The organism is Saccharothrix sp. CB00851 (assembly GCF_001905065.1).
Classification (GTDB): domain Bacteria; phylum Actinomycetota; class Actinomycetes; order Mycobacteriales; family Pseudonocardiaceae; genus Actinosynnema.
The window spans coordinates 53,103-75,460 of the sequence record NZ_LWLC01000038.1 but is presented as its reverse complement, the minus strand read 5'-3'; the positions used below and the strand labels follow the sequence as shown (position 1 = coordinate 75,460).

The 22,358-nt window shown below is 70.3% G+C and carries 17 protein-coding genes; 7 read left to right on the top strand and 10 right to left on the bottom strand.

Annotated features, from left to right (window positions below):
* Positions 1–44: 44 nt before the first annotated feature.
* The 3 genes from A6A25_RS32390 to A6A25_RS32380 are packed head-to-tail and all read right to left on the bottom strand — an operon-like array spanning position 45 to position 2,656.
* Complete coding sequence (locus A6A25_RS32390) at positions 45–839, bottom strand: ABC transporter permease (protein WP_073896748.1); 795 nt, start codon at positions 837–839, stop codon at positions 45–47.
* Positions 836–1,651, bottom strand: coding sequence for an ABC transporter permease (locus A6A25_RS32385; RefSeq protein WP_143193551.1), 816 nt, complete (start codon positions 1,649–1,651; stop codon positions 836–838). Before A6A25_RS32385 ends, A6A25_RS32390 begins: the two co-directional genes overlap by 4 nt.
* A gap of 3 nt (positions 1,652–1,654) precedes the next feature.
* Positions 1,655–2,656, bottom strand: coding sequence for an ATP-binding cassette domain-containing protein (locus A6A25_RS32380; RefSeq protein ID WP_198932936.1), 1,002 nt, complete (start codon positions 2,654–2,656; stop codon positions 1,655–1,657).
* Between the two features lie 204 nt (positions 2,657–2,860).
* Here A6A25_RS32380 and A6A25_RS32375 point away from each other — a divergent pair, with 204 nt between their 5' ends.
* Positions 2,861–3,244: a VOC family protein gene (locus A6A25_RS32375; protein ID WP_073896742.1), complete on the top strand. Its 384-nt coding sequence runs from the start codon at positions 2,861–2,863 to the stop codon at positions 3,242–3,244.
* A gap of 47 nt (positions 3,245–3,291) precedes the next feature.
* Here the strand turns inward: A6A25_RS32375 and A6A25_RS32370 are convergent, their stop codons facing one another.
* From A6A25_RS32370 to A6A25_RS32360, 3 genes are all read right to left on the bottom strand, one after another.
* A complete protein-coding gene (locus A6A25_RS32370) occupies positions 3,292–5,163 on the bottom strand; it encodes an eCIS core domain-containing protein (protein ID WP_073896740.1) in 1,872 nt (623 codons plus the stop codon).
* 316 nt (positions 5,164–5,479) lie between these two features.
* Entirely contained in the window at positions 5,480–6,334 is an 855-nt protein-coding gene (locus A6A25_RS32365; protein WP_083668852.1) for a DMT family transporter, read from the bottom strand.
* Positions 6,331–7,581 carry an MFS transporter gene (locus A6A25_RS32360; protein WP_073896736.1) on the bottom strand — a complete coding sequence of 417 codons (1,251 nt, stop codon included), beginning with the start codon at positions 7,579–7,581 and terminating at the stop codon, positions 6,331–6,333. Before A6A25_RS32360 ends, A6A25_RS32365 begins: the two co-directional genes overlap by 4 nt.
* Before the next feature lie 60 nt (positions 7,582–7,641).
* On the opposite strand from A6A25_RS32360, the gene A6A25_RS42565 reads away from it, so the two are divergent.
* Positions 7,642–8,628 carry a DUF5937 family protein gene (locus tag A6A25_RS42565; protein ID WP_338013240.1) on the top strand — a complete coding sequence of 329 codons (987 nt, stop codon included), beginning with the start codon at positions 7,642–7,644 and terminating at the stop codon, positions 8,626–8,628.
* Between the two features lie 107 nt (positions 8,629–8,735).
* Here the strand turns inward: A6A25_RS42565 and A6A25_RS32350 are convergent, their stop codons facing one another.
* Entirely contained in the window at positions 8,736–9,245 is a 510-nt protein-coding gene (locus A6A25_RS32350; RefSeq protein WP_143193550.1) for a hypothetical protein, read from the bottom strand.
* 152 nt (positions 9,246–9,397) lie between these two features.
* Between A6A25_RS32350 and A6A25_RS32345 the strand changes: the two genes are divergently transcribed.
* Positions 9,398–9,778, top strand: a complete 381-nt coding sequence (locus tag A6A25_RS32345) for an SCO4402 family protein (protein ID WP_073896733.1) — start codon at positions 9,398–9,400, stop codon at positions 9,776–9,778.
* 319 nt (positions 9,779–10,097) lie between these two features.
* A complete protein-coding gene (locus A6A25_RS46500) occupies positions 10,098–10,220 on the top strand; it encodes a hypothetical protein (protein WP_274534359.1) in 123 nt (40 codons plus the stop codon).
* A gap of 161 nt (positions 10,221–10,381) precedes the next feature.
* On the opposite strand, the gene A6A25_RS32335 is transcribed toward A6A25_RS46500, so the two are convergent.
* On the bottom strand, positions 10,382–10,927 hold the full coding sequence (locus A6A25_RS32335; RefSeq protein ID WP_143193549.1) for a hypothetical protein: 546 nt from the start codon (positions 10,925–10,927) through the stop codon (positions 10,382–10,384).
* A 249-nt stretch (positions 10,928–11,176) separates the two neighbouring features.
* Between A6A25_RS32335 and A6A25_RS32330 the strand changes: the two genes are divergently transcribed.
* The gene (locus A6A25_RS32330; RefSeq protein ID WP_073896730.1) at positions 11,177–14,020 is read left to right on the top strand and encodes an AfsR/SARP family transcriptional regulator; all 2,844 of its coding nucleotides are present in this window, start codon (positions 11,177–11,179) and stop codon (positions 14,018–14,020) included.
* Between the two features lie 230 nt (positions 14,021–14,250).
* Here the strand turns inward: A6A25_RS32330 and A6A25_RS32325 are convergent, their stop codons facing one another.
* Positions 14,251–15,492 (bottom strand): PQQ-dependent sugar dehydrogenase, encoded by a 1,242-nt coding sequence (locus tag A6A25_RS32325; RefSeq protein ID WP_073896728.1) that lies wholly within the window; start codon positions 15,490–15,492, stop codon positions 14,251–14,253.
* A 254-nt stretch (positions 15,493–15,746) separates the two neighbouring features.
* On the opposite strand from A6A25_RS32325, the gene wrbA reads away from it, so the two are divergent.
* Entirely contained in the window at positions 15,747–16,355 is a 609-nt protein-coding gene (gene wrbA / locus A6A25_RS32320; protein WP_073896726.1) for an NAD(P)H:quinone oxidoreductase, read from the top strand.
* 424 nt (positions 16,356–16,779) lie between these two features.
* The gene (locus A6A25_RS32315) at positions 16,780–17,772 is read left to right on the top strand and encodes an NAD-dependent epimerase/dehydratase family protein (protein ID WP_073896724.1); all 993 of its coding nucleotides are present in this window, start codon (positions 16,780–16,782) and stop codon (positions 17,770–17,772) included.
* 224 nt (positions 17,773–17,996) lie between these two features.
* On the opposite strand, the gene A6A25_RS32310 is transcribed toward A6A25_RS32315, so the two are convergent.
* A complete protein-coding gene (locus tag A6A25_RS32310; protein WP_241829026.1) occupies positions 17,997–21,965 on the bottom strand; it encodes a Dyp-type peroxidase in 3,969 nt (1,322 codons plus the stop codon).
* Between the last annotated feature and the right edge of the window lie 393 nt (positions 21,966–22,358).

Genomic DNA, 22,358 nt, shown 5'->3' with positions numbered 1-22,358 from the left:
GATCATGATCTGCCGCACCGCTTCCCACAATTAGGAGACGCCGCCTAGGTGCTCGCGCTGTCGTACCGCACGAGACCCCGCCGCCAGATGAACGCGGTGAGCGAGCACGCCGCGATCAGCACGACGGGCGCGAGGACCAGGGTCGTGGTCGGCTCCAGGAGCTGTTCGGCGGGGTAGGAGCCGCTGAGCGCGGCCGGGGTGACCGAGACCAGGACGACCTGGAAGGTGCGCGGGAAGAACTGGCGCGGGTACTGGCCGGCGCCCCGCCACGCGGCGGCCAGGTCGTTGACCGGTTCGACCGACTGGAGCCAGAAGGCGAGGAACGCCAGGTCCGCCCAGAAGGTGCAGTAGGCGACGCTGCCGACCAACGCCCACACGAGCGTGGACCCGACCGCGTGCGGCTGGACGTCCAAGTCGTAGACCTGCGTGGCGACGACGATGATCGTCGTCCCGGTCAGGCACTTGCCGAGTTCGGTCGGTTGGATCCAGCGCAGCACCGCGTAGCACAGCGTCGGGACCGGCCTGATGATCGCCAGGTCGAGTTCGCCCCGGCGGACGGCCGAGTCGAACCGGCGCAGGCCCGGGGTGACGAAGCAGTCCATCAAGCCGGTGGTTACGGCGAAGATGCCGACGGTGAGCACGGAAACCTGGGTGATCGACGGGTCGTACCCCGCGTAGCCGGTCAGGATCAGCACGGGCAGGATGCCGAGGACCAGTTCGCCCACGCTCGCGACCAGGTGCAGCCAGGCTTGCGACCGGAACTGCAGGTCTCGCATCACCGCTTGGCGGAACAGCCCCACCCACACCCCGAAGGTGACGCGCGCGGTACGCCGGTTCACGCGCCCGCTCCGTGGTAGCGGCGCAGGCCCCGGACCCAGGCGACGCGGGCCGCGATGAGCGCGCAGGCGACCCAGGCAACCTGCGCCGCCAGCCCGGCCCGCAGGCCGGCGGTGTCCGGTTCCAGGAGCGTCTGGATCGGGAACGCGACGACGTACCCGAACGGCTGTGCGCGGAGGAAGGGCTCCCACGCGGCGGGCATGACCGCCGGCGGCACGACCGCTCCGGAGAGGAAGAGCGTCGCCAACTGCCGGAAGCGGTCCACGGCGGTGACGTCCTGCCACCAGAAGGCGAGTGAGCCGACGGCGACGTCGAGGCTGAAGGTGAACGTGGCACCCAGGACCAGTGCCCAGGCGAACAGCAGCCAACGTCCCGGGTGCGTCGGCAGGTCGAGGTCGTCGTGGAACGGGATGGCCACGACGACCACCAGGGGCAGCTGGGTGGCGAGCTTGGCGATCTTCTCGCCGACGTTGTTGGCCGCGGCGGAGACGTGGGTGGAGCAGGGTCGGACGAGCCGGCTGTTCAAGCGCCCCGAGCGGATGCTCTCGGCGAGGAACCTGGCGGTCCAGCTCGACGTCAGCATGGTGACCAGGCTGACCAGGACCAGGTACGTGGTCAGGTAGTCGCGCGTGACCGGAGGCTCCGCGCCGTGGGCGATGGCACCACGCCACACCAGCAACGAGATCAGCGGAACCGTCACCACGCTCGCCTGCGTCGCCGGCAACCACCAACGGTACTGGGCGATCATCTGCAACTCCTGGTGCAGCACGGCGAGGAACACCGACGCGGTGCGCCGTGCGGTGGAGCGGGTCACCGGTCACCACCGTCCTCGCGGAACACCTTCGCCAGGACCTCGTCCAGCCCGGGTTCGACGACCCGGAAGTCGACCAGCTCGCCCCACCGCGCGGCGGTCCCGACCAGTTCCGGCACCGGTCGGTTGTCGAGCCGCAAGCGGACGCTGCGCGCACCGGTCCCCTACGGAGTCGTGCGCGAGCCCCGGAGGAATGCTCGGCCTGTCGCGGTAGGTCAGCACCACCTCCGCGGGATTGTCGGCGTGAGCGCGCAGCTCGGCGAGGTCGCCGTCGAACGCCGCCGCACCGTCCTTGATGATGACGACGCGGTCGGTGAGCGCTTCGACGTCGCTCATGTCGTGACTCGTCAGCACGATCGTGGTGCCGAGCGTCCGGTTGACCTCGCGGAAGAGGTTCCGCACGGCCACTTTGGCCTCGACGTCCAGCCCGATCGTCGGTTCGTCGGCGAACAGCAGCGTCGGCCGGTGGAGCAGAGCCAGGGCGAGCTCGCACCGCATGCGCTGCCCGAGCGAGAGGTGGCGGACCGGCGTGTCCAGGACCTCCGTGATGCCCAGCAGGTCGCCCAGCCGTGCCACCGTCGCGGCGAACTCGTCACGGGAGATCTCGTACATGCTCCGGTGGATCCTGAGCGACTCGCGGGTGGACACGTCCCACCACAACATCGCCTTCTGGCCGAAGATCACGGAAATCCGGGACAGGAACCTGTACGACCGGTCCGCGGGTCGCTCGCCGCACACTTCGAGGCTTCCCCCGGTCGGCACCAGGAGTCCGCACAGCATCTTGACGATGGTGGTCTTGCCGGCTCCGTTCGGCCCGAGCAGACCGATGATCTCGCCCCGACCGACGGCCAGGTCGACACCGCGAACAGCCTGCACGCTCGTGAGCTCGCGGTGGAAGAGACTGCGGACAGCGCCCAGGAGCCCTGGTGGTTGCCGGTAGAACTCGTAGGTCTTGCCGAGGTTCTGCGCCCTGATGACGGTTTCGGGCACTGAGGAACGCGTGCGCACGGTGAACTCCTCGCCGATCGCGCAGGGCAAGGGGATCGGCAGACGTCCACACGTGGCGCTCCAGCCCTGGGGAGCCGTGGAGAACTGTAACCACCGTGACCTGTGGTCGCAATCGCGATCAGCGGACGCGGTGTCGGATCGGCACGGACTCGGGCGGCCGCGTCGCGCTCTGCGGTGGTACCGGATTCTTGACAGACTGGTGACATGCGGATCAAGTACCAGGTCGTGACGTTCGACGCCGCCGATCTCGCCGCTGAGAGCCGTTTCTGGGCCGGGGTGCTCGGTGGTGAGGTGGACGAGGACGGCGACTGGCACATGGTGATGGTGGACGGGGCGCCCCGCGTCGGGGTGCAGCTCGCACCCGACCACGTGCCGCCGCAGTGGCCGGACGGCCCGACCAAGCAGCAGGTGCACCTCGACCTGTGGGTCGAGGACTTCGCCGAAGCGCACGAACAGGTGCTGGCCCTGGGCGCCTCGGTGTTGAAAGCGGCGGCGGGGAACACCTCGGGGGACGACTTCCAGGTCTACGCCGACCCGGCCGGTCATCCGTTCTGCCTGTGCTGGCTGGTCGCCGAGCAACGGATGTGACCTGAACAGCCCGTGTGTCCCCTGGACCAGACGCCGTCGTGCGTGCGTCAGGCCTTCTCGCGGGCGGTCTTCAGCAGACCCGCGAGCCTGGTCAGCTCCTCCAGCAGGACCTGCCGGTCGGGTTGGGCGGGGACGCGGCGGAACTCCAGGCGCCGCTGCTCCTCGGGCGTCCCCTCCCGCATCGCCGAGAAGTTGAGGGCGTGGTACTTCTCGGGGTTGGCCTGGTCGGTGTTGCCGGTGTTGAACACGTCCGTGAGGAGGTGCCTGACCAGGACGGGGATCGTCCAGTTCTCCGCGTTGAACTTCTTGATCACCGCGTCGTAGTCGACCTGCTTTTTCTTGGCGTCGTTGAGCTCCGAGAGGAACGGGGCGTTGACCTCGTCCGGGTCGCGGGCCTGCCAGTACTTCTCGTCCTTGTACACCTCGTCGATGAACTCGGCCAGCACGCGCGCCGCCCTGGGGTTGCCGTGGTGGCCGACGGAGGTCGTCTCGTCGATGTTGATGTGCCCGCCGCCGATCGTGATGTCGGTCTCCAGGCCGACCGCCTTGGCGACGTTGAACACGTACTGGTCCATGAGGTCGCCGACGGCTCCCGCGTACACGTCCGACGCCGCGGCCTTGTCGGTGATCACCTCCACGCACGCCTGGTCGGCGGTCACCTGGTAGCGCCAGTCCACGCCGTAGTCCGCCGAGGTGAACCGGTAGGTCAGCATGGTCATCTTGTTGCGGTCGACGCCCCTTTCCGGGGTGGGGCCACCGAGGTGGGCCATCGCGTCGGCCCACCTCTGGGCCGCCTGGTTGTAGGGGTCTTTCATCAACTTGTAGATGTCGCTGTTCTTGTTCTTCGCGGCCTTCCCGGCGGCCGTCCGGAGGGCGTCGTCCACGAAGGTGAACTCGTTGCCGATGAGCGTGCCGGCGATGGCGGAGGGAGCTGCCCTGCGCTCGTCGACGACCGTCTCGATCTGGTGCAGGATGTCGTTCAGCTCGCCGATCTGGGCGCGGGTGACCTCGTTGTCCAACTCCATGGCCGTCACGCTGGGTTCGATGGACCTGACCAGCGGGTCCACCCGGTCGGCGACTCCCACGTTGGTCTTCTTCCAGTTCTTCCAGTGCTCGCCGGTCCACTTCGGCATCTTGAGCGTCTCGGCCAGCTCGGCGTAGACCAGCTTCCTGAGCCACCTGCCGCGCGTCTCGGCGTCGGCCGCCTCCGTGTTCCCGTGGTGCTGGACGGCGGAGTAGTCCAGTACCCGTTGGACGTGCGGCACGTCGTCCCGCGCCGGGGCGTGGTCCGCGTAGCGTTGCACGGCGCCGTGTTCGGTGGTGGGGTGGGCTCCCGCGTCGGGGGTGCGCTGCGCGGCCATGGTGCGCCGAGCGTTGTCCTCGGCGGCCCGCTCGAAGCGGTCCGAGGGGTCGCTGACCCGCACCCCGGCCCCGGTGTCGGTGCCGGCCACCGGTCCGGAGCGCTGCTGGAGCACGTGGGTCAGCTCGTGGGCGAGCCGGTGCCGCCCGGTCGACGACGACGGGTCGTACTGCCCCTGCCCGAACACCAGGTGCGAGCCGGTCGTGAACGCCTCGGCCCGCACGGACTCCGCCGCCTGCGCCGCCGCGCCGTCGGTGTGCACGCGCACGTCGGAGAAGTCCGCCCCCATCCGGCTCTCCATGTCCTCGCGCACGGGTGCGTCCAAGGGCTTGCCGGGCGTGCGCAGCACCTCGTGCACCGCCGAGCGCTGCACGTCGGCACCGTTCTCGCTCAGCATCCGCGCCACGGCGGCGTTCCCGACCGCCCGCTGCATCGCCAGGATCCGGTCCACGGAGAGCGGCCCCCGGCCGGTCGCGGGAGCGGTGTGCTGCTTCGGTGCGCGTGCCGGATCGTGCGCGTCGCGGCGGTCCGGTTCGCGCTGGTGCGCGGTGTGCGACATGGGTTCCCCTTCGCTGCCTCTCCCGGCAGCGTGGGCGGCCGCACCCCCTGCCGGCCAGGGACCTGAGGGCACGATCGGTGCCCGTGTTCGGCCCGAAAGGGCACGGTGGGGAGTGAGCGTGGACCATCGCGGAGCCGGCAGGCTCGCTGCGCCACCACGAGGAGCGGCCCGCCTGCCCGCCGCACCGGGCCTCGGCCAGTCCTGCACCGCGCGCGGCCGCCGTGACGACGCCCGAGCGGCGTGGCGTGAAGCGCTGGGCCTGTACCGGGCACAGGCCCGCGACGCCGACGCCGAGCGAGTGCGGCGGCAACTGGGGTCACCGCTGGACCAGGTACGCCGCGGTGACGACGAGGAGGGTTCCGGCGAGTGCGAGCCCGTGTACGGACTCGCCGCCGAGGAGCACGCCCGCGAGCAGGGCCACGACCGGTACGGCATAGGTGACGGCTGATGCTCGGGTGGGGTCGAGGGTTCCGGCGAGCCAGGCGAAGAGGGCGAAGCACACGGCGGTGCTGATGCTGCCGAGGAGCACCAGGGCGACGATCGCGTGCGGAACGGGCTGTGCGTTCACCAGATCCGGCAGGCCGGCGGGTGCGAGCAGCAGGGCGGCGATGGTCATGGATCGCCAGATGACCGGCAGGGCTTCGTGCTCACGCTGGAGCCTGCCGGCGATGTTGAACGCCACGCCGTACAGGGCGACGGCGACGAGCACGAGCACCACGCCCATGGGTGCGCCGGCGCCCTGGGTGGCGCCGGGTAGCCCGATCGCGGCGACCCCGAGGGCTCCGATGAGCAGGCCGAGCAGGCGTTGTGCACCGGGCAGCGTCCTGGTGAGCGCCGCGGCGACGATCGCGGTGAAGACCGGTGCGGAGCCGTTGATCATTCCCGCGGTCGCCGAACCGACACTGCGTTCGGCCAGTGCGAACAGGGCCATCGGAAGCGCCATCCACGTCACCGCGAGCGCGCCGAGCCCCGGCCAGGCGCGCAGTGGCACTCGTCGCCTGGATGCGGGGATCAGGCTCAGGACCGCGGCGCCGAGGGCGACCCTGCCGAACGCGACCCCGTACGCGCCGGTCGCCTGCAGTGACTCGCGGATCAGCAGGAACGAGCACCCCCAGCCGAGGCTCACGGCGATCATCACCGCGATCGCCGGCCATCGCGTTCCGGCGCTCATCGCGCACTGTCCAAGGTAGACATGCGGCGTAGTGGGGACAACGCGATCGGGACCCACACCAGGCCGAGCGCGACCGACGCCACGATGACGGCGGCCCGGTTGTCGGCCACCGTCGCGACCGCCCCGGCCGTGGCGGCGCCGGCGGCGACGGCCGCGGTGAGGAGCACCCTCATCGTGCCGTTCACCCGACCCAGGAGGTGGGAGGGCGTGACCGCCTGGCGGAAGCTCATCATGACGACGGCATCGAAACCGATCTTGTAGATGATCAGCGCCCAGGCGGCTGCGGCGACGTAACCGGGAACCGGGTCCCCCGTGAGTGGCAGCAACACGGCGGTGGGGGCGATGAACAGGCCGATCACGAAGACCGAACGACCGGTACCGAGCCGACCCGCAACCTTGTTCGCCGTCACGGCTCCCAGCAGACCGCCGATCCCTCCGGCGCCGAGGTACGTTCCGAGTTGCGCTTCGGACCAACCGAGGTCCACCAGCGCGTACACGGGCAGGACCGCGGTGAACGCGGCGCTGCCGAAGTTGACCAGGCAACCGGCTCCGAGGACGGCGAGGAGCACGGGATGTTGCCGGACGAACCGGACACCGTCACGAATGTCAGCCGAAAGCCGTTGCCGCGGCGCGTCGGCGCGATGGGCCGGCTCCCGAGTGCGCAGCCGCGAGAGCCAGACCGCCGACCAGGCGTAGCCGACCGCGGTCGCGGCGAGGACAGCGGGCGGCGTGAGCAGTCCCGAGGCCCAGCCCGCCAGCGGAGGCGCGCAGATCAGGGCGGACTGGGTGAGGGTCGCCAGCCTGCCGTTCGTCTTCACCAACTGGTCCGCTGGAGCGAGGTCTTTGAGGTGACTCTGGGTGCCGAGGTCGAAGAACACCGTCGCGACCCCGTTGACCAGCACCACCACCCAGAGGTGGACGAAGGTCAGCGCGCCGAGCCAGTCCGCGATGGGAACCGTGGCGAGGGCCGCGGCGCGGACGACGTCCGCGGTGATCATGACCGGACGACGTCGGACGCGGTCGAGCCAGGCACCCACGGGCAGGCCCAGGACCATGAAAGGCACGGCGACGCTGGCCGACAGCAGCGCGGTACCGCGGGCGTCGACGGACAGCGACGCGACGGCCGTCAGCGGAACCGCTGCGACGCCGAGTTGCGCGCCCCACAACGCAACGCCGGAAGCGAGGAGATACCGGCCGCGGTCCCGAGCCAGTTCGGCGGTGTCGGGCAGTCGCGCCTGCGTCGTCATGACGGGGAGCATCGAAGACCGTCGGAGATGGGGTCATCAGATTCACGTTAGAGTGAATCCATGGGGGAGATGCGCATCCGGCTCGACGCCGCGGACCTCAGCCGTTTGCGCTGGGCGATCTCACCCGCCTGGGAACTCCTCGCCAGCCTGCGAGTCCTCGGACAGCCGGCCACGCACGCGATCCACATGCCCTGGTTGTCCCGACACCGGGACGACCCTGTCCTCACTCGTGCGCGTCACCAGAACCTCAGGGACCTCGCCATCCAGCGCGTTGGCCACCTACCGGGATTCCTCGCACCGACGCCTGATTCGCCACTTGCGGGTATCGACGACGAACTGTCGGTTGTCCTGGCTACTTCGGTCGACGTCGTCCGCCGCGAAGTGCGGGACACACACCCCGACGGAGTCCCGCCATCGCTGCACCCGCTGGTCAGAGCGCCGCGGCGGGAACTCCGCAGCCTGGTGACCGACCTGCGCGCGTACTGGTCGCGGACCATCGAGCCGACCTGGCCCGCGATGCGGGGCATACTCGAACGCGACATCCACCACCGGGCGATGTCCACCGCGGACCGCGGTCCCGGCGCGATGCTCAACGGACTGCACCCGGACGTCCGGTGGGATCCGACGAGCGACACGCTGGTGATCGGCAACCGCGTCGCCGGAGTCGCCAACCCCGACCGCGTCCTCACCGGCCGCGGGCTCGTCCTGGTCCCCTCGGCGTTCACCTGGCCCCGGGTGTACGTCAAGACCGCCGAGCCCTGGACCCCCGTTGTCAGGTACCCCGCCCGCGGTGTCGGAGCCCTCTGGGAACCGGAGGAGGCCGACCACGACATCTCGGCAGCCCTGGGAACCACCCGAGCCCGGCTCCTGGCATTGCTGGACGTGCCGTCGACTACCGACCAACTGGCACGGGCGCTCACCCTCGCGCCCGGAGGGGTGTCGGTCCAGCTCCACCGACTGGTCGCCGCCGGACTCGCCTCGAAGGCCCGCATCGGCCGCGAGGTCTACTACGCCCGCACCTCTCGCGGCGACAACCTCATGCGGTGAACGGAACCCACTTCTCCGGCCATCTTGGGCGGTCGTCCACCACCCGACCGCCCAAGATCGAACCAATGCGGCGTGCGCGAGCGGGGTGTTCGCAGCGGCGCCTCCGGTCAGGCGAGGAGAGACAGACCCAGTTCGCCCGTGATCACCGCGAGCTGGGCGTCCGAGGCGAGCACGTAAACCTGGTCGGCGCCGGGTGAAGTGGACAGACGGTGGAACCGACGCTGCACGTCGCCGGGCGGCCGGAGGTCGTTGATCGACTCGAAGATCGACAGGGTGTCGAGGTACTCGTCGTGGTCGTCGATGGTCCAGGACATCGGTTGGCCGTTGCGGGTGAAGGTCAGCAGCCAGTCACCCGACGCGTCCTCGTCCTCCTGCTCGGTGAACGCGATGTCCTCGACGACCACCGTCCCGCCGGAGCACGCCGCCGCGGCGGTCAGGATGTCGGCGTAGGCGTCCACCAGGTCAGGGCCGTCGAGACCGACGTCCTCCGTGTGCACGCCCACCGCGGCACCTAACTCGACCAGCGCCGCCGGCCGCTCGTCGATCGGCAGTTCCGCGTCCGGGTCGCGCCAGTCCGCGGCGGCCGCCAGCTCCTCTGCCGCCCGTCCTGCGGTCACCATTCCGAGTTCGACCAATCGGGCAGCGAAACCCCTGTAGGTCACAACTTGTGTCAACGCCATGGCGGGATCATGTCCCGCAACGACGCCCGTGTTGACGAGACCCCTCGTGGCGTGCGCCTCGACTTCACGGGCAGGTATACGGTGATCGCGTGAGCGACGAGGTGGTTGAAGACGTTCGGTACCCGGGCTTGCGAGGTGACGTCACCGACGCGCTCAAGCTGTTCGCGGAGCTCGACCGGGAGGCCGTCGAGCAGCGGGTCGGTGACCTGACCAACGCGGTCCACTGGCTGGTTGACGACACGTTCTGGGACATGCGCGACGCGTCCGAGGACATCGGCTACCGGTTGCGTGATCACCAGGAGGTCGCGGCGATCAAGGCGGTACTCGATCCACTGCTCGTCGTACTGGACGAACTGGGACCGGTCGCGCCCGACGTCGACTACCTCGATCACCGTCGTTGGCCTGAGGTCGTCACGAGCGCCCGCGCGGCCCACCGCCTGCTGGTCGCCAACGACGAGGCAGCCCGCTGACCTCGTGCCCCAGAGGAGCGTGCGCTCTGTTCGCAACCGACCTGACCAGGATAACGCTCGTCGGCGCGGATCTCAGCTGGGCCGACCTCGGCGCGGCCACTGTCGGTGCTTGGTGGTGAGCCAGAGCGCGTCCGGGGTGACGATGCCGTGGCCGGTCGCCGCGGGCCGGTGACGCAGGCCGAGTTCGGTGTTGTCGCCGGCCGGTCAGGTGGACCGGAGAGGCCGGTATTTTGACCTGGAGACGCAATACCGGCTTGTGGTGGTGCCCGGGTTGGTCGGGTCGACTCGCTGTGGCGCCGCGCCGGACGAGGGGGACTTGATGGCCACGGTGAAACACCTGCTGGACCGCCGGTTCAACGGGTACATGGGGATCAAGGTGCCGCACGAGCTGGACGACCTCGTGGAGTCGGTCGTGGCCGGGTACGGCTCCACCCTGGCATGAGCACATGGCCGCCGCCGCGGGGATCGGCACGATGACAGCGGAACTCCTGGCAGAGCGGCGCTTCGACAACGTCCGACCTACCAGGAGTTCCCTCACCTGCGCACCAACGGCTCCCCCCTGCTCAAGTTCGGAGCCGGGCACCGGGATGCGGCAGCAGCCGGTCAGCTCAGGCGGGCGAACTGGGAATACGGGTAGACCCAGCCGCGGGTGAACTGCAGGCCCAGCAGGTGCCGGTACTGCTGACATGCGCTGGGCTGTGGCAGATCGGGGCAGAAGATCACCGTGAGGTCCGAGAAGGTGTAGACGTCGTTCGCGTCGAGCGGCCTGATCACGTCCCTGGCGGAATACGTCACCGAGGCAAGTCGCGGATCGGGCTGGCCGTTGGGGTACACCACCACCGATTCGGGCTCGTACACGAAGACCCTGTCGCTGAAGATGCACACGTTCGCCCCGAAGTGGAATTCGTACATCAGTTCCCCTCGGCCGGTTTCGTAGACGTACTCCCCGACCTCCTCCCGGTAGCAGGGGGTGTCGCGGGGGAACGCGGCGGGTGGGGTGATCGGCCAGGCAGTGGTCGTGACATCGGTCGCGCTGTGCGACGAGGTCGGGTTCAAGATCGACTTGAACGGCGCCGCCGATGCGGACGCCGCCGGAGCCACGGTCACGATGGCGATCAAGGCCATGAACGCCACGGCCGACGCGAACACGTGCTTGAAGCGTACGGACACTGGACCACCCCTTGGTTGTCGTGGTGAAACGAGCGCACTGTTCGAGGCGCATTCGTGCCGGCGGGCCGGTGGGTCGGTGGGTCGGTTCCCGCCGAACGCCAGAGTGGTCGCCCGATGTGGTCCGGTAACACGGCGTTCTGCGAATCGCCTGTTCAGTGGTGCCGGGCAGCTATCGGTGGGCATAGGCAAGACCCGTGCGGGACCGGGGCGCCAGAAGGGGGCTGCGCGGTGGGAGTGCGATTCCAGGTGCTGGGTCACGTCGAGGTCCGGGTCGACGGAGCGTGGGTGGACCTCGGACACGCACGACAGCGAAGCGTGCTGGCGGTGCTGGCGGTCGAAGCCAACCAGGTGGTCGCCACCGACCAGGTGGTGGACCGGGTCTGGGGTGAACGCCCGCCTCGACGAGCTCGCCAGTTGGTCAGCAACTACCTGTCCCACCTGCGCCGCCTGTTGGCCGCGGGCGGCATCACGGACGAAGTGGTGGTCCAACGCCGCGGCGGGGGCTACGTCCTGTTGGTCGACCCGGAATGCGTGGACGTGCACCGGTTCCGTCGCCTGGTCACCGACGCTCGCGCCGAGCTCGACCAAAGCCGCGCGCTGGCCCTGCTGAAGCAGGCGTGCGAGTTGTGGCGCGGTGAAGCGTTGGCCGGTCTGGACACGCCGTGGACCACTTCGGTGCGCGGCGGGTTGGAGCGGGAGCGCTTCGCCGCCGACACCGACCGCCTCGACCTGGCTCTCCGGGCCGGACAGCACGCCGCGTTGTTGCCCGAGCTGACCGAACGCGCGGCCGCGCACCCGCTGGACGAACACGTGGTCGCCCAGCTGATGCTCGCCCTGCACCGCGCCGGCAGACAGGCCGACGCCCTGGACCACTACCGGCGGTTGCGCACCCGGCTGGCCGACCACCTGGGCACCGACCCGGGTGCGGACCTGCGACAACTGCACCAACGCATCCTCACCGCCGATCCCGCCCTGACCGCTGCCACGGTGGGCACCGATCGGTCACGAGTGGTGCCCCGCCAACTGCCCGGCACGCCCAGGGCGTTCACCGGGCGCGAACCGGAGTTGGCGATGTTGGACCGCGCCGCCTCGGAGGACGGAGATCCCCGAACCGATCCGGGCGCGACGACCAGGACGGTGGTGATCTCGGCGATCGGCGGGGCCGGGGGGATCGGCAAGACCTGGCTCGCCTTGACCTGGGCGCACCGCAACCTGCACCGCTTCCCCGACGGGCAGCTGTTCGTCGACCTGCAGGGGTTCAGCCCCGCAGGACGGCCGATCGACCCCGCCGACGCGCTGCGCGGCTTCCTCACCGCTCTCGGCGTCGGCCCCGGCGCGCTCCCGGCGGACCTGGCCGCCAAGGCCGCGCTGTACCGCAGCCTCGTCACGGACAAGCGAATGCTGGTCGTGCTGGACAACGCCGCCGCCATGGACCAGGTCGTGCCGCTGCTGCCCGGCGGCGCCTCGTGCACGGTGCTGGTCACCAGCCGTACCAAACTCGCCTCGCTGATCGACCGCCACGGCGCCCACCACGTACCGCTGGACGTGCTCACCCCGGCCGAGGCCCGTGCCCTGCTCGCCGCACGCCTGGGTGACCAGCGCGTCGATGCCGACCGAGCCGTGACCGAGGAACTCATCAGGCTGTGCGGGTGCTACCCGCTGGCGTTGTCGATCACAGCGCGCCACGCGGCCACCCGTCCCCGGATCCCGCTGACGGAGATCGCCGCCGAACTGCGCGACCAGGGCATGGACATGCTCGACAACGACGACGACCCCACGGCCAGCCTGCCCATGGTGCTGTCCTGGTCCCTGCGCGGGCTCACCGACCACCAGCGGATGGTGTTCGCGCTGCTGGCGATCACCCCCGGCCCGGATGTCGAACTGCCTGCCGCGGCCGCCCTCACCGGCCTGACCGAGGCACAGACCCGCAAGGCGCTGCTGGCGCTGGAGAACCACTCGCTGCTCGACCGTCGCCCGGACAACCGCTACGCCATGCACGACCTGGTTCGCGCCCACGCCGCGACGACCCACCTCCCGGAACCGGTGCGGCAGGTGGCGCTGGAGCGAGTGGTCGACTTCTACCTGCACACCGCCCGTGCCGCCGACCACCTCCTGTACCCCCAGCGCCCGTCCGCGGTCCAGCCCGTCCCGCCGACAGCCGGGGTCCGCCCCCGCCCACTGCCCGACCGCCCCGCCGCGTTGGCCTGGATGGACGCCCACCACCCTCACCTGCTGGCTGCGCAGCGCACAGCCGCCGCCGACCACCGTCACGAAGCCGTGTGGCACCTCGCGTGGGCGCTGAGCACCTTCCACATGTGGCGCGGACACCGCCACGACGACCTGACCGTGTGGCAGGCAGCCGTCAACGCCGCCGAGCACCTGCCGGACCTCACCTCCCGCATCCACGCCCGCTGGCGCTTGGGGCACGCCCATGCGGAGTTGGGACGCCACGAGCAGGCCATCACCTACCTGCACGACGCCCTGACGCTGGCCGAGCACCACGAGGACCGCATCGAGCAGGCCCGGATTCACCACGCCCTCGCGTGGACCCGGGAGCAGCAGGGAAACCACCTGGAAGCGCTGACGCACGCTCGTCGCGCCCTGGTCTTGTACCGCGAACTCGACCAACCGGTGTGGGAAGCCGACGCGCTCAACACCGTCGGCTGGCTCGCCGCCCACCTGGGCGAGCACGACACCGCCCGTGACCACTGCCAGGCCGCCCTCGTCCTGCACCGCCGGAACCAGGACGCCGACGGCGAGGCGAACACCCTGGACAGCCTCGGCTACATCGACCAGCACACCGGACGCCACCGACAGGCCATTGACCACTACCAACAGGCCGTGACCCTCTACCACACCGTCGGGAACACCCCCAAAGCCGCCGAGACCCTGAACAAGCTCGGCCACTCCCACGCCGCCCTGGGACAGCGGCAACAGGCCCAAGCGGCCTGGCAGCAAGCCCTGACGCTCTACCGCCGACTAGGCCGCGACACCGATGCCCAGCGCGTCCAACAACAACTCGCCGACCTCACCCACGAGCCACCCACGGCCCGGCCACCGGACGGCCGTTGACGTCGGACGTGCCAAGCCACCGACGCGTGCCACGCGGTCGGTACCCGGGGTCGGGCGGGCGCGGTCGGGGTGGCCGAGCAGTGGGCCGCCGGTGCGGTCGCACGACCGCCGCGACGCCGCACGTTCCGCGCGTCACGGGTGCCCGGCGGCCGTAGCCGCTCGCGTCGCGGGGGACGGCCGCCTGTGCGCGGCCGCCCCCGTGGCTCTCGCGGAGGTGGGCGACTCTGCGGTCAGCGGGTCGCGGACTTGCCGCCGGTGGCCGGCTGGACCCGTTCGAACCGCACTCGGTTCAGGTATCCCGGGAGGTCGCTGAGCACGTACAGCTCACCGTGCACGTCGGGGGCGATCGCGGTCGGCTGGGTGGGGACGTGGCCGATCGCGGCGGACTCGTAGCTGCCGTCGAGCTTGGGGCGCACGGCGAACACACGGGTCGAGCAGTAGTCGGCCGCGATGTAGGTGCCCCACGCCTCCGGCGTCCGGGACCCCCGGTACACCACGCCGCCGGTCACCGAGCAGTTGTCGTTGTAGTGGTCGTACTCGAAGACCGGGTCGGTGTACCGCGCGCCCGGCCGGCATTGCCCCGGGTCGAACACCGGGGTGCCCTCCTTGCAGGACCAGCCGAGGTTCGCGCCGCCCTGCCACGGGCGGATGTGGTTGACCTCCTCGACCAGGCCCTGGCCGACGTCGCCGATCCACAGCGAGCCGTCGACCGGGTCGACGGAGAACCGCCAGGGGTTGCGCAGCCCGAAGAGCCAGATCTCCGGCCGCGCGCCCGGCACGCGGACGAACGGGTTGCCGGAGGGCACGCAGTAGGGCTTCGCCCCGCAGGTGCGGTTGACGTCGATCCGCACGATCTTGCCGAGAAGCGTGCCGAGGTTCTGACCGGCCTTGAACGGGTCGTGCGTGTGGCCACCGTCGCCGAGGGACCAGTAGAGGTAGCCGTCGCGGCCGAACGCCACCTGTCCGCCGTTGTGGTTGCCGTACTCGGCGTGGTCCTGGGTGAGCAGCACCCGCAGCCGCTCGGGAGCGCCGATGGGCACGCGCGCCAGGGTCAGCGCCCCGGCCGGCAGGCTCGTGTAGGCCACGTAGAGCAGTCCGGTCCGGGCGAAGTTCGGCGCGGGCGTGACGCCGAGGAGGCCGCGCTCGTTGTCCGAGGCGTCGATCAGGGCGGTCAGGTCGAGCACCGGCTCGGCCGCCAGGCCGGTGTCGGGGTGGTAGGCGCGGACGGTGCCTTCCTTCTCCGCGATCAGCATCCGGCCGTCCGGTAACCCGGTGATCGCGATGGGGCGCCGCAGACCGGACGCCACCTGTTCGGACGCCACGGTCAGTTCCGTGAGCGGGACCGCGCGGCTGTGGCGGGTGTCGGCCGCGGCGCTGCCGCCCACGGAAACCGAAGGCAACAGGAACGCGGACAGGGCCAGAACGAGCATGCCGGCCAGCAGGGTGACCGGGCGACAACGTCGTCGCGACATGGTTGGCTCCTCGAGCAGGGAGGATTCTGGGAGCGCTCCCAACGTAGCGTGACTCGCCGACGACTTCCAGCCGCCGTCCTGGCGCCTTCTCGGCGGGGAGAAGGGGGCTGTTCGGCGTCGTCCCCGACCAGCGGTGAAGAGGGGCCGGTCGAGCCGTTCCGGGTGGTGCCGGCCCACCAAAGGGTGGTTCCCGCGGCCACGTCGACGCTCAGTGGGTACACACGGCGGTAGTCGTCGACAGCACGGGAGACTCGATGTCCGACCTCAACACCGCCGTGATCTACTACTCCGCCACCGGCAGCGTGTACGCGATGGCCCGAGTCGCGGCCGAGGCGGCCGAGGCGGCGGGAAGCGAGGTGCGGCTGCGCAAGGTGCGCGAGCTCGCGCCGGAGGAGGCCATCGCCGCCAACGAGGGCTGGGCCGCGCACGCCAAGCGGACCCAGGACGTCCCTGAGGCGGCGCTGGACGACCTGGAGTGGGCCGACCTGCTCATCTTCGGCACGCCGACTCGGTACGGTCTTCCGACGGCGCAGCTGAAGCAGTTCATCGACACCACCGGTCCGCTGTGGGCACAGGGCAGGCTCGTCGACAAGGTGGCGACCTCGTTCACCTCGGCGGGCACCGCGCACGGTGGTCAGGAGACCACCATCACCGCCCTCAACAACACCTTCTACCACTGGGGCTGCGTGATCGTCCCACCGGGCTACGCCGACCCCATCCAGTTCCAGGCCGGCAACCCGTACGGCACGAGCCACGTCTCCGACAACGGCCGGACACCACCCGGCCAACTCGAGTTCGACGCGGTGTCCTTTCAGGCCCGTCGCGCCGTGCACATCGCCCGCGCCCTCAAGACCGGGCGATAGCCGGCGGCGAGCGGGGACTGGACCGGCCACAACAGAGGTTCGTCCAACCGTTCCTGTTAGGACTCAACCGAAACGCAGCCTCCGGGCTGGGACATGCCGTGGTGGCTCGCGCTTGCCGGCACTGCCGGTGCGTCCGGCCGGCCGCAACATACCCCGCCACCCCGACGGCAGCCTGCCGAATGCCGGCTGCCGTCCGAATGGTCATCGGGAATCCGAACTGTCCGATTACCGGCTCTCGGCCCTGCCCGTCGGCATCCACCCAGGTGTACCTGGTGAAACCGGCCGCGACGCCGCCGATCTGGTTCGCGCGGGCCTGCTCTCGGACCGGTTGAGGCGAGCAGCCGGGACTCGATAGCGTCGCTCACCTGGGTCTGCTAACCGATCACCAACATCCGCGCGTCCGGCGCGGGTAGGGGGATTTCCGATGGGGCGTTGGCTAGTACTGGGCGGCACTCGATTCCTGTCCCGAGCGGTGGCCGCTGCTGCGGTCGAGCGGGGGCACGAAGTGGTCTGTGCCGCGCGAGGGGAGTCCGGGCCGCCGCCCGAGGGTTCCCGCTTGGTGAAGATCGACCGCGACGCCGAGGACGGGTTGGCGCCACTGCGCGGTGAGCAGTTCGACGCCGTGGTCGACGTGGCCTTCATCTCCTACCGGTGGGTGCGGGAGGCATTGGACGAGCTGGCTGAGAAGGCGGGGCACTGGACGTTCGTCTCGACGATGAGCGTCTACACCGACCTGTCGCGCCGCGGCGGTGGCGTGGACGAGCCGGTGCGGGAACCGCGCTACACCGACCCGACAGATCCCGAGGACTTCGGTGCCTACGGGCAGATCAAGGTGGCCTCCGAGCAAGCGGTCATGGAGACGATCGGAGACCGCGCGATGGTGGCGCGGCCCGGCCTGGTCTGCGGTCCGGGCGACGAGGCCGACCGGTTCGGCTACTGGCCGGCCAGGTTCGCCCGTGGCGGGCGCGCGGTGGTCCCCGACGCGCCCGACCAGCCGTGTCAGATCATCGACGTCCGCGATCTCGCCGAGTGGATCGTGGTCGCGGGCGAGAAGGGGATCACCGGCACCTTCGACACCTGCGGCCCGCCCACGACCCTCGGCACGGTGCTGGACGAGATCGCGACCGCGGTCGGCGCCCCCGACTTGGAGCGCGTCCCGGTGTCACCGGAAGAACTCAGCGCGGCGGGGATCATGCCCTGGCAGGGCCCCCGGTCACTGCCGCTGTGGTTGCCCGACAGCTTGTTGGGCGTGGTCGACCGCGACACCGGCCCGGCTCGGGCCGCCGGCCTGAACTGCCGGCCGATCGCCGAGACGGCCTTGGCCGCACTGGAACACGAACGCGCGCTCGGCACGGATCGCGAGCGGCAGGCCGGCCTGACCGCGGAGGAGGAGGCCGAACTGCTGGCTGGGCGGTGAGATCGGTCGGCCATCCAGGTCGCTCTGACGGGTTCGCCGTCGAGTGACCTGGAGCCGAGCGGCACTGCCCCGCGACTTGGGAGAGCGGGCGGAGCACGACGTCGGCTTTCACGCGGTCGGTCTGCGGGTTCCCACCGGCCTTGCGCAACCCGCAGACCGCCCAGGGCGAAGAACACCGTGGCCGCGACGGTCGGCTGGGACACCGGCGTCGCCGGGGCGTCACCTCACGACCGGACGGGGTAGGGATCGGCGGTGCGTGCGGACTCGACGTCCGGGACGCTGATCGGCCGGCGCTCGTGCTGGTGCTGGTGGTCCGGGAACAGGCTGATGAAGTACTCGCTCCAGCCGCCCATCCGGACGCGCAACAGGTCGTACTGCTCGGGGTCGAGCCGGGCGGCGGCCATCGTCCCGGGGTCGGCGCAGGTGATGGTGAGCAGGTTGGAACCGGTGCCGCGGGCGAACTCCTCGATCACCCCCACCAGGGCTTCGTGGGGGAAGTCCTCGCGGATGTTGAAGTCGGTGGGTGCGGCGTCCCAGAAGGACTCCGCGCCGTCACCGGCGAAACCCCGCAGGGAGTCGAGGATCGCCTCTTCCTGGTGGTCGACGGGGAGGTCGGCCGGGCTCGGGGTGGGGCTCAGGTCCGAGGCGAGCGTTTCGCCGCGTCGTCGTCCCTCCGGTGACGCGCCGGTGGCGGCGCCGAACTCGAGGTAGTTCTCGAAGGTGCCCACGCCGGGTTGGATCTGGACGCCGAACGGGTGGTCGGGGGTCCCGATGTCCTCGGCCAGCTTGACCAGCTTGGACGCGACAGGAAGAGCGGGGTCGGTGAGCACCGAGACCACGGTGTCGGAGACGCGGCGCAGGAACCGGTTGCCGAACTCGTCGACCTCCTCGTCGCCCCGGCCGTAGCGGGGCAGGGCGAGCGCGGCCCGGCGCAGGTCGCGGAAGCGTTCGGCGCGGGCGGCGATGCGGCCGGCTCCCACCAGGGAGTTGGTGAACGGCTCGGTCATCGACTCGCCCCAGTCGCACATCAGCGCCTCGACCAGTTCGGGCAGGGAGGTCGCCGCGGTGGTGGGCTCGTAGACGAGGTGCCGGATGGCGAGCAGGGAGTTGATGGCGTTGGGCAGGGCGATCAGCCCCGGCGCGATCACGTTGTACCGGGCACCACCCGCGTAGTAGTCCAAGCCGGTCTCGACGCAGTCGTCCACGAAGCAGGACAGCAGCGGCGACGGGCACACGTCGCTCATCGTCCCGAACGCCGCGAGCTGGCCGTCGACCTGCTTGGCGTACATCCAGGACAGGTGGGTGAAGTACAGCTCGACCACCTGGTCGAACGACGTGAGCTCGGAGGGCTTGGCGGAGGTGAACGACACCCGCTGCCCGCGCAAGTACATCGGCCCCGCGGTGAGCCAGGACTTGCCCTGGTTGAGGGTGGCCTCCAGCACCTGCAGCATGTTCACCTGGCCGAGGGTGAACCAGTTCTTGCCGGGGAACTGGGGTTCGTAGCAGCCGTCGCAGGCGTAGTCGCGGGCGTCGTCGAGGGTCACCTCGCTGCGCCACTTCGGCCCTGCCTTCTCGCGCACCGGGGTGGACTCGGTGGGGTGGGTGCCGTCACCGATGGCCTCGCCGCTGCGCACCAGTCCGGGGATGATCTTGGCGTCGTTGAGCAGGATGGGGTGTGCGCCGCCGCTGAGCAGGGCACGGGCGGCTTCCTCGGCGTACTCGCGCGGCATGTCGGGTCGGACGCGCAAGGACAGGCAGGGTGCGTTGAGCGGCAACCTGCGGGCGGCGAGCAGGCACAGCATCGTGGTGGTGTTGTAAGCCGGAGTGCCGTCGCCGTCCGCGCCGTCGGGCAGCGTTCCGCCGACGGTGATCTGCTGGACCCACTGGTTGGTGGCGGCGCCCTGGGGGTAGTTGCCGCTGAAGCCGCCCATGGCCATGTTGCCGTAGGGCTGGTGGTCCTCCACGAACGTGCGGTTCCACAGGACCTTCTCGCCGAGCTTGATCCACAGGCAGTCGACGATCTCCTGCGCCTGCTCGTCGGTGATCAGCCCGAGTCGGTGGTCCTGCTCGCGGAAGGGTTCCAGGAGTTGGTCGAGGCGGCCGATGGCGGTCGGTTCGCCGATCAGGTGCAGGCAGGAGTGCAGGGTGAAGATCAGCTGGGCGGCTTCGACGAGCGTGTCGGGCGGTTGGTGGGCCAGCTTGCGCATCCGGCCGTGGATCGCCAGCAGGTTCTCCAGTTCGGCCCGCTGGGACGGTTGGGTGTCGTGGGCCAGCTCGGCGGCCAGGTCGGCGAAGGCCAGGCAGTGCTCGCCGACGCCTTCCAGGGCCAGGACGATCGCGCGGTAGAACTGCCGCTTGGCCTCGTCGTCGGTCGTGTCGAGCTTGGCCGACACCTCGGCGATCAGGCCGTCGAGGCCCTTGTCGAGCAGGCGCTGGTAGCCGGGGACGACGTGCCCGACGCCGGAGGCGGCGCTCAGGCCGCGGAAGAAGTTCTGCAGCTGCTCGTCGTCGCGGGTGTAGTCGATGACGTGCTTGCCCTGGCCGAGGCCGAGGTTGGGCATGGCGCCGACGATCAGCTCGGCCGGGTCGATGTGGTAGGTGTCGGCGCCGTTGACGGTCCTGCCGCCCACGCGCCGCCGGCCGCGGAAGCCGTAGTCGTGGCCGGCGAACACCTTGCCCAGGCCGATCTTGGCGGCCCAGCCCACGCGCTCGACCACCGGCAGCGCCATCACCTCCCGCGCCTGCTCGGCACCGTGGTACCGCTCGACGTAGACCGACAGGTGCTCCAGCTCCTGCTGCGCCCGGTCGAAGTACCAGCTGTCCTGCCACCGGGAGAACACCGTCTCCAGCAGCCACAGGACCCGGCGCGAGGGTGGCCGGCAGTGCTCGCGCTGGTCGTCGGGGATGGTGGCCATGCGGTGCTGGTAGTCGTGGTGGTTGTAGTACATGTAGCCGTTGGCCGAGCGCCGGTCGAAGTGCCGGTCCAGGCGTTCCCAGTCCACGCCGGGGAAGTCGCTCCACGAGCGCGCCAGGTCCGGCACCGGTGTGGGCGGCAGGTCCAGGTTGAGCTGGCTGGGGATGAAGTAGAACCCGCCGAGGTCGGAGCGGACGTTGGACAGCAGCCGGTCGGCCATGAAGCCCTCGGACCTTCCGATCTGCTGGTCCATGATCTTCTCCAGCGTCCCCACCGAGTTGGCGAAGCCGGCGAAGTAGATGCCCCGCTCGTCGCGGCGGCTGGCGCCCTTGGCCAGCAGGTCGTCGTCTTCGAGCGCGGTAGAGGTGCCGTAGGGCAGGCTCAGCCGCAGCAGGGGAGTGGTGTTGCCCATCTCGTCCTGCGCCCGGGAACGGGTGATGTGGCTGCGGTCGTCGCGGGACGGGATGATGATGTCGTCGGCGGTGCGGCCGACCAGGTCCTCGATCTGGTCGGGGTTCATGTTCAGCAGGTTCGACCAGTTGATGGTGAAGCGCTGTGCCAGCACGAACGACGCGCCGAGGTAGTCCGGGTCGTCCAGTCCGACGAGGGTGTGCTTCTGCAGGCTCACCGGGCTGGTGGGGTTGTTGAGGTTCTCGGAGAAGCGGCAGCCCACGACCTTGCCGCCCCGCTTGTCCGCGCGCACCGACTTGGTGGCGGCCTCCTGGTCCACCGTCCGGGTGGGATCGATGCCACCGGTCGCGGCCAGCTTCGCGCTGAGCCGCTCGAGCACGCCGGGGCAGTGCTCCCGGTTGTCGGACTTGATGTGGAACCACAGGTCGGCGCCGGAGTCCACGAAGGTGCCGTTCGACCGCTCGAACACCTTCGACGGCGCGTGCTCCGCGTCCACGCCGGGTTCGCCGGAGGGGTGGCGCAACCGCATGCCCCGCGGTGGCCGCGACCCCGCCTCGCGGCACCACTCGTGCCACAGGCGGAAGCCGACGCCGGTCACGATGGTGGTGTTGGCGCTGCCGAAGTCCGCGTGGATCTCGTCCCTGAGCTGCTGGAGGATCGTCGACACCTGGGCCAGGGTGGGTGCCCGGTCGTCCGCGGCGCGCCAGAAGGTCGCGAACACCGCGTGCGGCGACGGGTAGATCAGGCCGCGTTGCACGTGCTCCCACACGTCGTGCCCGACCGGTCCGTCGTCGGCGGCGAACAGGTCGAACGCGTCAGGTGCGTCGGTGTGCGACGACGTTCCGGTGCGTGACTCCTGCAGCGTCAAGGCTCTTCTCCCGGTGCCGGGGTCGACATCGCGCCGACCACCGACCGATGCTGCCAGGGACCGGTGCACGAGCCAGGTCCCCGCGCGGGACACGACCCGTCGGGGTGGCCTCCCGACTCGATCGGGGAACGTGACGTCCGCGAGGGTGCGGCCGCGACTACGTACCGCGCAGGCGGGTTCGCCCCTCGACCGCGGGCATTGCACCCACGAGTGCGGGCATCCTGGTCTTGGATGGGGGACCTCGGATCGAACGGACGTGGTCGTCGTCGCCCGTCGACCCGCGGGCACGTCCACCGCGCGCCGCGGAACATCCCGCGGCGCGTGCGGTGCCTCCGAATGGGCTAAGATGCAGTCCTGCTCGGCCACGAGGCCGAGGTGGTCTGACCCGCCGGC

What these genes read in the sequence shown, in the direction of transcription:
- A6A25_RS32375 (WP_073896742.1), top strand. Translation starts at nt 2,861, where the DNA reads ATGCGGATCAAGTACCAGGTCGTGACGTTCGACGCCGCCGATCTCGCC.
- A6A25_RS32370 (WP_073896740.1), bottom strand. Translation starts at nt 5,163, where the DNA reads ATGTCGCACACCGCGCACCAGCGCGAACCGGACCGCCGCGACGCGCAC.
- A6A25_RS32365 (WP_083668852.1), bottom strand. Translation starts at nt 6,334, where the DNA reads ATGAGCGCCGGAACGCGATGGCCGGCGATCGCGGTGATGATCGCCGTG.
- A6A25_RS32360 (WP_073896736.1), bottom strand. Translation starts at nt 7,581, where the DNA reads ATGACGACGCAGGCGCGACTGCCCGACACCGCCGAACTGGCTCGGGAC.
- A6A25_RS42565 (WP_338013240.1), top strand. Translation starts at nt 7,642, where the DNA reads ATGGGGGAGATGCGCATCCGGCTCGACGCCGCGGACCTCAGCCGTTTG.
- A6A25_RS46500 (WP_274534359.1), top strand. Translation starts at nt 10,098, where the DNA reads ATGGCCACGGTGAAACACCTGCTGGACCGCCGGTTCAACGGGTACATG.
- A6A25_RS32325 (WP_073896728.1), bottom strand. Translation starts at nt 15,492, where the DNA reads ATGTCGCGACGACGTTGTCGCCCGGTCACCCTGCTGGCCGGCATGCTC.
- wrbA (WP_073896726.1), top strand. Translation starts at nt 15,747, where the DNA reads ATGTCCGACCTCAACACCGCCGTGATCTACTACTCCGCCACCGGCAGC.
- A6A25_RS32315 (WP_073896724.1), top strand. Translation starts at nt 16,780, where the DNA reads ATGGGGCGTTGGCTAGTACTGGGCGGCACTCGATTCCTGTCCCGAGCG.